This is a genomic window from Aeromonas sp. FDAARGOS 1418 (assembly GCF_019048585.1).
Taxonomy (GTDB): domain Bacteria; phylum Pseudomonadota; class Gammaproteobacteria; order Enterobacterales; family Aeromonadaceae; genus Aeromonas; species Aeromonas caviae.
Genome location: NZ_CP077387.1, coordinates 3,911,833 through 3,924,585 on the forward strand (window position 1 = coordinate 3,911,833; position 12,753 = coordinate 3,924,585).

Annotated in this window: 10 protein-coding genes; 7 read left to right on the forward strand and 3 right to left on the reverse strand. The window is 61.9% G+C overall.

Translation table 11 applies throughout. The annotated features are described in order from the left end of the window. Positions 1-240: 240 nt before the first annotated feature. Genes nagB through I6L48_RS18225 form a run of 3 tightly spaced genes read left to right on the forward strand, consistent with a single transcriptional unit; the run spans position 241 to position 3,415 of the window. Positions 241-1,041 carry a glucosamine-6-phosphate deaminase gene (nagB, locus tag I6L48_RS18215; protein WP_010674098.1) on the forward strand — a complete coding sequence of 267 codons (801 nt, stop codon included), beginning with the start codon at positions 241-243 and terminating at the stop codon, positions 1,039-1,041. Positions 1,042-1,050: 9 nt separating this feature from the next. After that, positions 1,051-2,196 carry an N-acetylglucosamine-6-phosphate deacetylase gene (gene nagA / locus I6L48_RS18220; protein ID WP_042878134.1) on the forward strand — a complete coding sequence of 382 codons (1,146 nt, stop codon included), beginning with the start codon at positions 1,051-1,053 and terminating at the stop codon, positions 2,194-2,196. A 4-nt stretch (positions 2,197-2,200) separates the two neighbouring features. After that, positions 2,201-3,415 carry an ROK family protein gene (locus I6L48_RS18225; protein ID WP_010674096.1) on the forward strand — a complete coding sequence of 405 codons (1,215 nt, stop codon included), beginning with the start codon at positions 2,201-2,203 and terminating at the stop codon, positions 3,413-3,415. 564 nt (positions 3,416-3,979) lie between these two features. On the opposite strand, the gene I6L48_RS18230 is transcribed toward I6L48_RS18225, so the two are convergent. The 3 genes from I6L48_RS18230 to aspS form a co-directional block, all read right to left on the reverse strand. Beyond that, positions 3,980-5,605 (reverse strand): phosphoethanolamine transferase, encoded by a 1,626-nt coding sequence (locus I6L48_RS18230; RefSeq protein WP_113070480.1) that lies wholly within the window; start codon positions 5,603-5,605, stop codon positions 3,980-3,982. A gap of 368 nt (positions 5,606-5,973) precedes the next feature. Next, positions 5,974-6,714, reverse strand: coding sequence for a YebC/PmpR family DNA-binding transcriptional regulator (locus tag I6L48_RS18235; protein WP_010674094.1), 741 nt, complete (start codon positions 6,712-6,714; stop codon positions 5,974-5,976). Between the two features lie 100 nt (positions 6,715-6,814). Beyond that, positions 6,815-8,581 (reverse strand): aspartate--tRNA ligase, encoded by a 1,767-nt coding sequence (aspS, locus tag I6L48_RS18240; RefSeq protein WP_045525291.1) that lies wholly within the window; start codon positions 8,579-8,581, stop codon positions 6,815-6,817. A gap of 428 nt (positions 8,582-9,009) precedes the next feature. Here aspS and I6L48_RS18245 point away from each other — a divergent pair, with 428 nt between their 5' ends. From I6L48_RS18245 to I6L48_RS18260, 4 genes are all read left to right on the forward strand, one after another. Continuing rightward, positions 9,010-9,858: a DUF72 domain-containing protein gene (locus I6L48_RS18245; RefSeq protein ID WP_041212707.1), complete on the forward strand. Its 849-nt coding sequence runs from the start codon at positions 9,010-9,012 to the stop codon at positions 9,856-9,858. 333 nt (positions 9,859-10,191) lie between these two features. Continuing rightward, a complete protein-coding gene (cmoA, locus tag I6L48_RS18250) occupies positions 10,192-10,929 on the forward strand; it encodes a carboxy-S-adenosyl-L-methionine synthase CmoA (RefSeq protein ID WP_042882621.1) in 738 nt (245 codons plus the stop codon). Positions 10,930-10,932: 3 nt separating this feature from the next. Next, a complete protein-coding gene (gene cmoB / locus I6L48_RS18255; protein ID WP_113070481.1) occupies positions 10,933-11,910 on the forward strand; it encodes a tRNA 5-methoxyuridine(34)/uridine 5-oxyacetic acid(34) synthase CmoB in 978 nt (325 codons plus the stop codon). 82 nt (positions 11,911-11,992) lie between these two features. After that, the gene (locus tag I6L48_RS18260) at positions 11,993-12,751 is read left to right on the forward strand and encodes an ATP-dependent zinc protease (RefSeq protein WP_180321035.1); all 759 of its coding nucleotides are present in this window, start codon (positions 11,993-11,995) and stop codon (positions 12,749-12,751) included. Positions 12,752-12,753 lie beyond the last annotated feature (2 nt).

The window sequence follows — 12,753 nt, forward strand, 5'->3', positions numbered from 1 at the left end:
ATTAAGTGCTTATCACGTTCGACGCATAAGCCATCAAGGCTTGATTGGCAGTCTATGTGTTTTATTTCGCTGCGCAAATTAATAAACCAGCTTTCGTGATCATTATCACTCAACAGAGATAAAGGTAGCCGATAGATGTGGCTTAGTTCGCAATCTTTATTTACGCTATAAAACAACTTGAATCCGTGTCTGGTCCCTTGCCGTCACTCCCTGTGCGGCAACCGTACTGAGGTATATAAAATGCGCCTGATCCCGTTGAAGTCTGCCAGCCAGGTGGGTCTCTGGTCTGCCCGTTACATCGTTGACCGCATCAATGCGTTCAAACCCACTGCCGAGCGCCCCTTCGTGCTGGGTCTGCCCACTGGCGGCACCCCGCTCAACACCTACAAGCGCCTGATTGAGCTGCATAAAGCCGGCGAGGTGAGCTTCCAGAACGTGGTCACCTTCAACATGGACGAGTACGTGGGGCTGCCCAAGGAACATCCGGAGAGCTATCACAGCTTCATGCACAACAACTTCTTCAATCACGTGGACATTCGCCCGGAAAACATCAACATCCTCAATGGCAACGCCGAGGATCTGGTGGCCGAGTGCCAGCGCTACGAAGACAAGATCAAGTCCTACGGCAAAATCCACCTGTTCATGGGCGGCGTCGGCAATGACGGCCACATCGCCTTCAACGAACCGGCCTCTTCCCTGGCTTCCCGTACCCGGGTCAAGACCCTGACCGAAGACACCCGCATCGCCAACTCCCGCTTCTTTGGCGGCGACATGGAGCAGGTGCCCAAGCTGGCCCTGACCGTGGGCGTCGGCACCCTGATGGACGCCGAAGAGATCCTGATCCTGGTGGTCGGTCACGCCAAGGCCCAGGCCCTGCAGGCCACCGTGGAGGGCAGCGTCAACCACATGTGGACCATCTCCACCCTGCAACTGCATCCGAAAGGGATTGTGGTGTGCGACGAACCTTCCACCATGGAGTTGAAGGTCAAGACGGTGCGCTACTTCCAGCAACTGGAAGCCGACAATATCAAGCACCTCTGAGGAGCTCCCATGTACGCTCTGACTAATTGCACTCTCTACACCGGCAGCTGCGTGCTCACCGGTTATGGCGTGGTCATCGATGGCGACAAGATTGTCGCCATCTCCCGCCAGGCAGAACTGCCTGCCGGCATCGAGCAGATTGACCTCCACGGCGCCAACCTCAGCGCCGGCTTCATCGACGTCCAGCTCAACGGCTGCGGTGGCGTCATGTTCAACGGTCACATCACCACGGACACCCTGGCCACCATGCAGGCGGCCAACCTGAAATCCGGGACCACCAGCTTCCTGCCGACCCTGATCACCAGCCCGGATGCGGACATGAAGCAGGCCGTCGCCGTCACCCGCGACTACATGGCCGCCCACCCCAACGAGGTGCTTGGCGTCCATCTGGAAGGGCCCTACACCAACCTCAAGCGCAAGGGGATCCACCCGGCCGAACAGATCCGCCAGCCCGCCGACGAGATGATCGACTTCTTCTGCGACAACGCAGACGCCATCGCCAAGATCACCCTGGCGCCGGAGCGCAACAAGCCCGAGCACATCCGCCGTCTGGTGGAGGCCGGCATCCTGGTCTCCGCCGGCCACACCGCCGCCAACTACGATCAGGCCATGGCGGGCTTTGACAACGGCATGCGCTTTGCCACCCACCTCTACAACGCCATGACCCCGACCCTGAATGGTCGCGAGCCCGGCGTGGTCGGTGCCATCTACGATCGCAAGGATGTCTATGCGGGCATCATCGTCGACGGCCACCACGTACACTGGGCCAACGTGCGCCTGGCGCACAGGATGCTGGGGGAGCGGCTGGTGCTGGTCACCGATGCAACGGCGGCGGCAGGTGCACCGGAAGGCTTTGAGAAATTTGATTTTTGCGGCGCAACCGTCTATTTCCGCGATGGTCAGTGCGTCGATGAGAATGGTACACTCGGCGGCTCCGCCCTCACCATGATCGAAGGGGTGGAAAATCTGGTCAAACAGGTCGGATTGCCGCTCGACGAAGCACTGAGAATGGCCACCCTTTACCCCGCTCGCGCCATTGGATGGGACTCGCGTCTCGGTAGTATCCAGGTCGGAAAAATTGCCAACCTCACCGTCTTTGATCAGGCCTTCGCGGTCTGCGGGACCGTGGTTAACGGACACTACACAACACAGTGACACTATGACTGGCGGACAAATAGCAAACGTAGATCTTATCAAGCAGGTAAACAGTGCGGTCGTCTATCGCCTCATTGACCTGCAGGGGCCCATCTCGCGGGTCAAAATTGCCGAGTTGAGTCAGCTGGCCCCGGCCAGCGTGACCAAGATAACCCGGCAACTGATCGAGCACGGCCTCATCAGGGAAACCTCGCCGCAAGCCTCCACCGGCGGGCGCCGCGCCATCTCCCTGACCACCATCAAGCATCGCTTCCAGTTTGTGTCCGCCAAGCTGGGTCGCGGCTACCTGCAGCTCTCCCTGTATGACCTCGACGGCAAGGAGCTCGATCAGCACATCACCCAGGTGACCGAGATCGAGCAGCAACCCGTGGTGGACATGCTGCTGCGGGAGATTGGCGCCTTCATCGACGCCAATCAGGATCGCAGCCGCAACCTCATCAGCATCGCGCTGACCATGCCGGGTCTGGTCAACCCGGAATCCGGCATGGTCATCTACACCCCCACCTACCAGATCCGCAACCTGGGGCTCGCCAAGCTCCTGGAGCACCACTTCAACCTCCCCTGCTACGTGGGCAACGACACCCGTTCGCTGGCGCTGGCCGAGCACTTCTTCGGCGAGTCCCGCGACTGCATGGACTCCATCCTGGTGAGTGTCCACCAGGGGACGGGCTCGGGCATCATCACCAAGGGCAAGGTGTTTCTTGGCCAGAACCGCAACGTCGGCGAAATAGGCCACATCCAGGTCGAACCCCTTGGCAAGCGCTGCCACTGCGGCAACTTCGGCTGCCTGGAGACCATCGCCTCCAACGAGGCCATCGTCGACAAGGTGAAGGAGCTCATCAGCCGCGGCCACCTGAGCTCGCTGCAGGAGAAGCACATCACCATCCAGGAGGTGTGCAAGGCGGCGGTGGCCGGTGACGAGCTGGCCCGCAGCGTGATCGAGAACGTGGGGGAGCACCTGGGGCGCGCCATCGCCATCACGGTCAACCTGTTCAACCCCCAGAAGGTGCTCATCGCCGGTGAAATCACCGCCGCCGAAGAGATCCTGATCCCGGCCATCCGCCGCTGTGTCGAGCACCAGTCTCTGCCAAGTTTCCATCGCGGCCTGCCCATCGTGAAGGCGCGCTTCCAGAACCAGCCCACCATCGGCGGCTTCGCCCTGGTCAAGCGCTCCCTGCTGGAAGGGGATCTGCTGCAGATCATCATGGAGCAGAAGTAGGCCCACCCCTTCGGACACGAAAACGGCAGCCAGTGGCTGCCGTTTTTTTATGGTCTGTTTTCGCCGGTTTACCCCGCCCGGCACGGCTTGAACAGATCCAGCTTGCCGTCATAGACCTGGGTCTGCACGTCCATGATGCCAAGCATGGTGCGGGGCAACAGGTCGTCGTGCCGCTCAACCGCTCGGGCCCATTCACCCCGCCCGGCACGGCTTGAACAGATCCAGCTTGCCGTCATAGACCTGGGTCTGCACGTCCATGATGCCCAGCATGGTGCGGGGCAACAGGTTGTCGTGCCGCTCAACCGCTCGGGCCCATTTACCCCGCCCGGCACGGCTTGAACAGATCCAGCTTGCCGTCATAGACCTGGGTCTGCACGTCCATGATGCCGAGCATGGTGCGGGGCAACAGGTCGTCGTGCCGCTCAACCGCTCGGGCCCATTTATCCCGCCCGGCACGGTTTGAACAGATCCATCTTGCCGTCATAGACCTGGGTCTGCACGTCCATGATGCCGAGCATGGTGCGGGGCAACAGGTTGTCGTGCCGCTCAACCGTTCTGGCCCATTTACCCCGCCCGGCACGGTTTGAACAGATCCAGCTTGCCGTCATAGACCTGGGTCTGCACGTCCATGATGCCGAGCATGGAGTGGAACAGGTTGTCGTGGGAGAAGCGCTTGCTGGCTGCCTCCTGTTGCAGGCAATCCAGATTGAGCTGACGGTCTGCCTGCAACTGGGGAGAGAACCAGGTCAGGAGCGGCACCCGGGTCTGATCGTCCGGTGCGAACTTGTAGGGGGTGCCGTGCAGATAGAGCCCCATGGCGCCGAGGGATTCACCGTGATCCGACAGATAGACCAGCCCCACGTTGTACTGGCTCTCCAGGCTCTTGAGCTTGTCGATGAGCTGGGCAAGCACCTTGTCGGTGTAGCGGATGGTGTTGTCATAGGTGTTCACCAGCTCTTCGTTGCTGCAGTTCTCGATGTCGCTGCGCGGGCAGTCCGGCAGGAAGACGCGATCGGCGGCCGGGTAGCGGCGATAGTAGGTCGGACCGTGGCTGCCCATCAGGTGGAAGGCCACCAGCTTGCTGCCCTGCTTGCCCTGCATGTCGGCGATCTGCTGATCCAGCCCCTGCAACAGCACCTCGTCATGACAGGCATTGCCGGAGCAGTATGCGGGGAATGCCTTGGGCTCAATCTCGATGGTGGGAACGTTTTTGCACACCCCCTTGCAGCCGCCGTCGTTTTCCTTCCAGAGCACCGAGATCCCGGCATGTTGCAGCACGTCCAGCAAGCCATCCTGGGACTGGGCCTTGGCCTCGTCATAGCCGCGCCGGGTCATGTTCGAGAACATGCATGGCACGGAGAGCGCTGTGGCGGTGCCGCAGGAGCGCACGTTCCTGAATGAGACCACATTGGCCTCCTTCTCGGTGAAGCCGTTGGTTTCCTTCTTGTAGCCGTTGAGGGAGTAGTTCTGGCTGCGGGCCGTCTCCCCCACCACCAGGAACATCAGGGTCGGCTTCTCATGCTGGCCGATCACCCTGGCATCGGTGCCGATCTGCTGGTAGGGAATGGGAGTGGCGAAGACCACATCCCGGGCGTACTTGTAGAGCCCGTGCACATAGTTGGCGGGCACTATCTCCTTGCCGAGGGACTTGTTGTTGCGCCCGACCGAGGCGTAATCCTGGTAATAGAGGGCGGCAGCCCCCACCAGAAACAGCAAGGAGAGGGCGATGGAGCCGAGGCGCAGACCCAGTCCCTTGTACCAGGGACGGGGATACTCAATCTTCACCCACAGCAGTACCAGCACCGGCAACAGGCCGGTCAGCAGGAACCAGAGCACCACGGAACCGTTGAGGTAGGAGCCCGCCTCCCCGCTGTTGGTCTCGATGATGTTCTGCATCATGCCCATGTCGAAGATCACCCCGTACTTGAGCATGGCGTAGCTGACCAGGGAGCCGGTCAGGATGAGCAATGCGAAAAAGGGCTTGAGCAGATAACGGAAGGTAAAGGGCAGGAACACCGCGTTGAGGGCCGCCACCAGCACCAGGGGTATGGAGAGGACAAACCCCGCCTTGACGTGTTCAAGGGCGGTGAGGATGCGATAAAAGTGCAGGAAAATGGGCCAGTTGAAGACCAGTGCAAACAGCAGCACCAGCAACAGATTGACCTTCATCACTCCCAGAGTGAGACGCATAGAGAGACTCCGACAAACCAGTGGAACTAACAACCTGCCAGCAGGCTTCGTGGTGACCATCCCGACACTCGGCCCTGAAAAACAGGAAAAGAGCCAGGGAGGTCCAGATACGGGGTCATCCTAGGACGGCAAACTTAAGCGAACATTAAGAGAGGAAATCGAACCACAAGGGGAGGTGCGCGGTCTGGCACATAAAAAAACGGCAGCCCGGGCTGCCGTTTTTGCGAAGGTGAACAAGGTGTCGCACCTGTATGTTCGCGAACCTGAACAGGGTCGCGAGCGGCCGGCGATCTCGTCGGAGCCGGGGGAGAGGACCGTTGTGGTCGCCCTCCCCTTGCCCTGGGTCTCACAGCGTTCCCGAGAGGCAATTACAGGGTCGCGGCAATCTCGTCGGAGATGGAGCCGTTGTGGTACACCTCCTGCACGTCGTCCAGATCTTCCAGCATGTCGATGAGGCGCATCAGCTTGGGCGCGGTCTCGGCATCCAGTTCCGCCTCGGTGGAGGGGATCATGGTCACTTCGGCGCTCTCGGGCTTGAAGCCGGCGGCTTCCAGACCGTCCAGCACGGTGCCGAAGTCGTTCGGAGTGGTGTAGACCTCGATGGTGCCATCTTCTTCGGTCACTACGTCGTCGGCACCGGCTTCCAGCGCGGCGTCCATCAGGGCGTCTTCATCGGCGCCCACGAAGGTCAGCACCCCCTTCTTGGTGAACAGATAGGCCACGGAGCCGTCGGTCCCCAGGTTGCCGCCGCACTTGCTGAAGGCGTGACGCACTTCGGCCACGGTACGGTTGCGGTTGTCGGTCAGGCACTCCACCATGACGGCGGAACCGGCCGGGCCGTACCCTTCGTACACGATGGTCTCGAGCTGCTCGCCGTCACCGCCGCCGGCCCCACGGGCGATGGCGCGGTTGATGGTGTCGCGGGTCATGTTGCTGGTCAGGGCTGCCGCCACCGCCGCACGCAGGCGGGGGTTGTTGGCAGGATCGGCATCACCCAGACGCGCGGAGGTGGTGATTTCGCGGATCAGCTTGGTGAAGATCTTGCCGCGCTTGGCGTCTTGCGCCGCCTTGCGGTGTTTGATGTTGGCCCATTTACTGTGACCTGCCATAGGGACTCTCCGTTATAGTTGGAAATTTCAGTAACACTGGTTGCGCCCAGGGGGAAACGGGAAAGGCCGCATCGCTGCGGCCTTTGTTGCCGATAACGGCTTATTCGTCACCCTTGACGGTGGTCGCAATCGCCAGCTCGCCCAGTTGGGCCGGGTTGGCAAAGCTCGGGGCGTCTGTCATCAGACAGGCGGCCGCCGTGGTTTTCGGGAAGGCGATGACATCCCGGATGTTGTCGGTGCCAGTCAGCAGCATGCTGAGGCGGTCCAGACCGAAGGCCAGGCCGGCGTGGGGCGGGGTGCCGTATTTCAGGGCATCCAGCAGGAAGCCGAACTTCAGACGCTGCTCGTCCGGGGTGATCCCCAGGATGTCGAACACGGTGGACTGCATCTCGCTGTTGTGGATACGCACAGAGCCGCCACCCACTTCGTAGCCGTTGATCACCATGTCGTAGGCGTTCGCGTAAGCGCCCACCGGATTCGCTTTCAGCTCGGCCGGGCCCAGGTTGCTCGGGGCGGTGAAGGGGTGGTGCATGGCCGCCAGGCCGCCTTCGCCATCTTCTTCGAACATGGGGAAGTCGATGACCCAGAGCGGCTTCCAGACGTTCTCCACCAGGCCCAGATCGCGGCCCACCTTCAAGCGCAGGGCGCCCATGGCATCGCACACCACCTTCTTGGAGTCGGCGCCGAAGAAGATGATGTCGCCATCCATCGCGCCGGTGCGGGCCAGGATCTCGCGCACGATGGCGTCAGAGAGGAACTTGGCCACCGGGGACTGCACCCCTTCGAGGCCGCTCCCGGCTTCGTTGACCTTCATCCAGGCCAGGCCCTTGGCACCGTAGATGCCGACGAACTTGGTGTACTCGTCGATCTGCTTGCGAGACAGCTCCGCGCCGCCCGGTACCTTCAGGGCCGCCACACGGCCTTTCGGATCCTTGGCAGGACCGGCGAACACGGCGAACTCCACCTCGGTCAAGAGATCTGCCACGTCCACCAGCTCCATCGGCAGGCGCAGGTCCGGCTTGTCGGAGCCGAAGCGGCGCATGGCTTCGTCGAAGGTCATGATGGGGAAGTCACCCAGGTCCACGTTCAGGATGTGCAGCCAGAGCTTGCGGATCATCTCTTCCATGATTTCACGCACCTGGGGCGCGGTCATGAAGGAGGTCTCCACGTCGATCTGGGTGAATTCCGGCTGGCGGTCGGCACGCAGGTCTTCGTCGCGGAAGCACTTGACGATCTGGTAGTAGCGGTCGAAGCCGGACATCATCAGCAACTGCTTGAACAGCTGGGGGGACTGCGGCAGGGCGTAGAACTTGCCCTTGTGCACGCGGCTCGGCACCAGGTAATCACGGGCCCCTTCCGGGGTCGCCTTGGTCAGCATCGGGGTCTCGATGTCGAGGAAGCCGTGCTCGTCCATGAAGCGGCGCACGAAGGCACTGGCCTTGGCACGGGTCTTCAGGTACTTGGCCATCTCGGGACGACGCAGGTCCAGGTAGCGGTACTTGAGGCTCACCTCTTCGCTGTTGACCTGGTTGAAGTCAAGGGGCAGCGGCTCGGCACGGTTGATGATGGTGAGCTCGTGGGCGAACACCTCGATGGCACCGGTGGCCATGTCGCTGTTGCGCTGGGAGTCGGGGCGGGTACGCACCACGCCGGTCACCTGGATGCAGAACTCGCCGCGCAGCTCGGAGGCCAGGGCAAAGGCGTCCGGCTTGTCCGGATCGAAGAACACCTGCACGATGCCCTCGCGGTCGCGCATGTCGATAAAGATGAGGCCGCCGAGATCACGACGACGATGGACCCAACCGCACAATGTAATGGTCTGCCCGGCATGGGCCTCATTGACCTGTCCGCAATAGATAGAGCGCATGGACTTCTTCCTTCGAAATGGTAGAGAGACGGTTCATCCTGGGTCGCCGGGCACGACTGGCAAGCACCGTCTGTCTCACAGCTGGCCAGATCCTGCTTCTTGCCCGGTTTGAAATCTGTCTCGGGTCATCCGGCTCCCCGAGCCGGATTCTTGCCGCCGTCCCAGGCATGCCCCCGCTCCCGACCGGGATGACGAGTGGGCGCCGGGGTATCGGCTGGCGTCGTTGTCTGGCCACTGCCGGGCCGCGATCATCGTCACCCGGGGGCTCGGTCGCGCGCATTACGACAATGTGGCAAACAAAAGGGTTGGCATTATAGAGGAAAACCTCCATTTGGGTAAAATGGCCCGCAGCCCCCTTTACCCTGTTTTTTGTTGTTCTGGCGCAAAAAGGAGGGCAAAAGTGCGCCAACCTGCCGACAGGAACCATCATGAGCCTCTATTTGGGCCTGCCCCAGTGGTCACACCCGGCCTGGCCCGGCCAGTTGCTGGGGATGAATGCCAGGCCCGCCGAGCACCTCGCCGACTATGCCCGGGTGTTCAACTCCGTGGAGGGCAACACCACCTTCTACGCCTCGCCGACCCCGGAGACGGTGCAGCGCTGGGCCGATGCGGTCCCCGACCACTTTCGCTTCAGCTTCAAGTTTCCCAAGGAGATCAGCCACCAGAGCGATCTGGTGAGCGCGGACAAACAGGTGACGGCCTTCATCCGCCTGCTGGCCCCCCTGCATGACAAGCTGGGGCTGCTCAAGCTGCAACTGCCCGCCCGCTTCGGGCCAGAGGGGCTGGCCCGTCTGGATGCCTTCTTCGCGCGGCTGCCCCAGGATTTCACCTATGCCCTCGAGGTGCGCCACCCCGATTTCTTCGCCAAGGGGGAGGCGGAACGGGCCCTCAACCGGATGCTGATGGCGCGGGGCATCAATCGCATCATGCTCGACAGCCGCCCGCTCTTCTCGGTGCCCGCCACCACGGCCGCCATGATCGATGCCCAGGGCAAGAAACCCAGGTTGCCGGTCCATCTGCTGGCCACGGGGGGTGCCCCGGTGGTGCGCCTGATTGGTTTGCCTCAAATCGAGGACAATCACCCATTTTTGCCACCATGGTTGCCACATTGGAAACAATGGCTCCAGGAGGGCAAGGATCTCTACCTCTTTGTTCACACCGCCGACAATGCCCTGGCCCCCGAACTCGCACGGCAGATCAGCCGCCTGCTCGGCCAGGAGATGGCCCCCTGGCCGGGAGAAAACGATCGCGCCCGCCAGGGGGTGCTGCCCTTTTGAGCGGCCCCCTCCCCGCCCCTTCTCCGTCCCCAAAAAAAGCCGCTTTTTTTGTGGTCCCACCGGGGTTGGCGTCAAGACAAACGCCCACCTTTCCTCTACACTAGCGCCCCAAGTAAGGTCCCGGGCCTGGGTGCATGGCAATGCGTTGCCCACCCCAGCCCGGCACCCTGAGGGCCCGGACCATGGCCCGTTGCGAACAGGGGCAGCCCGAAGGATCCCGGAGCAAGCCACCCCGTTCGTCAACCGGTGACGACGCCATTTCGATGCCCGTCCACCCAAGATTCAATTGAATAAAACAGCCGCCCACCACACCGGCTGTCAGGTTGCGTCAGCATGCACGATCAGATTTTTGCCGCCCCCATTGCCCGTCTGGGAGACTTCTGCTTTGACGAGCAGGTCGTCGACGTCTTCCCCGACATGATCCAGCGCTCGGTGCCCGGTTACAGCAACATCATCTCCGCCATCGGCATGATGGCCGCCCGCTACGCCCAGCCCCAGAGCCGCCTCTACGATCTCGGCTGCTCCCTCGGCGCCGCGACCCAGGCCATGCGCCGCCACGTCACCCAGCCCGGTTGCCAGATCACGGCGGTGGATCTCTCCCACCCCATGATCGAGCGGGCCCGCGCTCACCTCTCGGGCTTCAAGTCCGAGGTGCCGGTGGATCTGGTGGAGGCGGACATCTGCGACATCCCCATCGAGAACGCCTCCGTGGTGGTGCTCAACTTCACCCTGCAGTTCGTCGCCCCCGAGAAGCGGGCCGCCCTCATCGCGCGCATATTTGACGGCCTGCGCCCCGGCGGCATCCTCATCCTGAGCGAGAAGTTCCGCTTCGATGACGAGCAGGTCAACGAGCTGCTCATCGACTTGCACCTCGACTTCAAGCGGGCCAACGGCTACAGCGAGCTGGAAATCAGCCAGAAGCGCACCGCCCTTGAGAACGTGATGCGCACCGACACCCTGGCGGTCCATCAGGCGCGCCTGCGGGACGCCGGCTTCACCCACCTGGACCTCTGGTTCCAGTGCTTCAACTTCGGCTCCATGATTGCCATCAAAGCCAGCGACACCAACTAAGCCATGATCGATTTCGCCCATTTTTATCAACTGATCGCCAAGAACAGGTTGAGCCACTGGCTGCACACCCTGCCCGCCCAGCTGCACGCCTGGCAGCACGACAACCTGCACGGGGATCTGCCGCGCTGGAACCGCGCCCTCGCCAAGCTGCCCGTCGTGGCCCCCGGCCGGATCGAGCTCAAAGAGCGGGTCGCCATCGGCGGCTCCGATAGCCTGGGAGAGGGTGAGCGCAAGAAGACCGAGAGCCTGTTGCGCCAGCTCATGCCCTGGCGCAAGGGCCCCTTCCATGTGCACGGCATCCACATCGACACCGAGTGGCGCTCCGACTGGAAGTGGGATCGGGTGCTGCCCCACATCAGCCCGCTCCAGGGCCGCTACGTGCTGGACGTGGGCTGCGGCAGCGGCTACCACCTCTGGCGCATGGTGGGGGAAGGGGCGAAACTGGCGGTCGGCATCGACCCGAGCCCGCTGTTCCTCTGCCAGTTCGAAGCCATTCGCCACTTCATGGACAACGACCAGCGCGCCCACCTGCTGCCCCTCGGTATCCAGGATCTGCCGGATCTGCGGGCCTTTGACACCGTCTTCTCCATGGGGGTGCTCTATCATCGCAAGTCCCCCATCGAGCACATCGAGCAGTTGCGCAACCAGCTCAAAGACGATGGGGAGCTGGTGCTCGAGACCCTGGTGGTGGACGGCGACGAAAACCAGGTGCTGATGCCCTCCGATCGCTACGGCAAGATGCGCAACGTCTGGTTCCTCCCCTCGAGCGCGGCCCTCACACGCTGGGTCGAGCGCTGCGGGTTCACCGATGTGCGCATCGTCGACGAGAATATGACCAGCACCGACGAACAGCGTCGTACCGACTGGATGATTAACGAGTCCCTGAGTGACTATCTGGATCCACACAATCCTGCACTCACGGTCGAAGGATACCCGGCACCCAAACGTGCCGTACTGATCGCCAGAAAGGCCAAAGACTAGCCGATGGCGGCTGTGGAAGTTACACTGACCCAATTCCAGGAAGCACAGTTAAATGAATGACATGAAAAGCAAATTAAAAGGAATGACCCTGCTCTCCCTGCTCAGTCTCGGCGGGTGTGTCAGTATGGAAAAAGCCCCCCCGGCCCCGACCCTGACGCTGGCCGAGCTGCGCAACGAGATCTCGTTGAGCGAGCAACGTCTGCAAACATCCATGGAACAGCAACAGAAGCAGTATGTGCAGCAACAGCACCTGCTGGTTCAGCTCAACACCGATGTCACCAACATGAAAGAGTCCGTGAAGAAAGTCGACAGCAAGCTGGCTACCCTGCCTCCCGAGCCGCCCAAGGCCATGCCCATTCCCGCCGAGAAGTGCCCGGCGCCGAGCCAGGGCCACACCGTCGATGGCAAGCTGCTGGTGGGTGAAGCGGAGTGGATCTGGGTTGACGCCGCCAACGACGCCTTCCAGGCCCGGGTCGACACCGGCGCAACTACCTCCTCCATCAGCGCCCAGGAGATCACCATCTTCGAGCGCAACGGCAAGAACTGGGTGCGCTTCTTCCTGAGCCACCAGGAGATGGACGACAAGATCCAGATTGAAGCGCCCCTGGTGCGTCACGTGCGGGTCCGTCAGGCTTCCGCCGACGATCTCGACCGTCGCCCCGTGGTCCGCCTCGCCGTGCGCATCGGCGACATGACCGAGAAGGCCGAATTTACCCTGAAGGACCGCAGCGACATGACCTTCCCCGTGCTGCTGGGCCGTGAATTCCTCAAAGACATCGCCGTGGTCGACGTGGCCCGCGAATATATCCAACCCAAACCCAAGCTCAAGGATGTGAAATAATC

Bases quoted from the DNA above. Each gene is read 5' to 3' on its own strand.
- nagB (WP_010674098.1), top strand. From the start codon at position 241: ATGCGCCTGATCCCGTTGAAGTCTGCCAGCCAGGTGGGTCTCTGGTCT.
- nagA (WP_042878134.1), top strand. From the start codon at position 1,051: ATGTACGCTCTGACTAATTGCACTCTCTACACCGGCAGCTGCGTGCTC.
- I6L48_RS18225 (WP_010674096.1), top strand. From the start codon at position 2,201: ATGACTGGCGGACAAATAGCAAACGTAGATCTTATCAAGCAGGTAAAC.
- I6L48_RS18230 (WP_113070480.1), bottom strand. From the start codon at position 5,605: ATGCGTCTCACTCTGGGAGTGATGAAGGTCAATCTGTTGCTGGTGCTG.
- I6L48_RS18235 (WP_010674094.1), bottom strand. From the start codon at position 6,714: ATGGCAGGTCACAGTAAATGGGCCAACATCAAACACCGCAAGGCGGCG.
- aspS (WP_045525291.1), bottom strand. From the start codon at position 8,581: ATGCGCTCTATCTATTGCGGACAGGTCAATGAGGCCCATGCCGGGCAG.
- I6L48_RS18245 (WP_041212707.1), top strand. From the start codon at position 9,010: ATGAGCCTCTATTTGGGCCTGCCCCAGTGGTCACACCCGGCCTGGCCC.
- cmoA (WP_042882621.1), top strand. From the start codon at position 10,192: ATGCACGATCAGATTTTTGCCGCCCCCATTGCCCGTCTGGGAGACTTC.
- cmoB (WP_113070481.1), top strand. From the start codon at position 10,933: ATGATCGATTTCGCCCATTTTTATCAACTGATCGCCAAGAACAGGTTG.
- I6L48_RS18260 (WP_180321035.1), top strand. From the start codon at position 11,993: ATGACCCTGCTCTCCCTGCTCAGTCTCGGCGGGTGTGTCAGTATGGAA.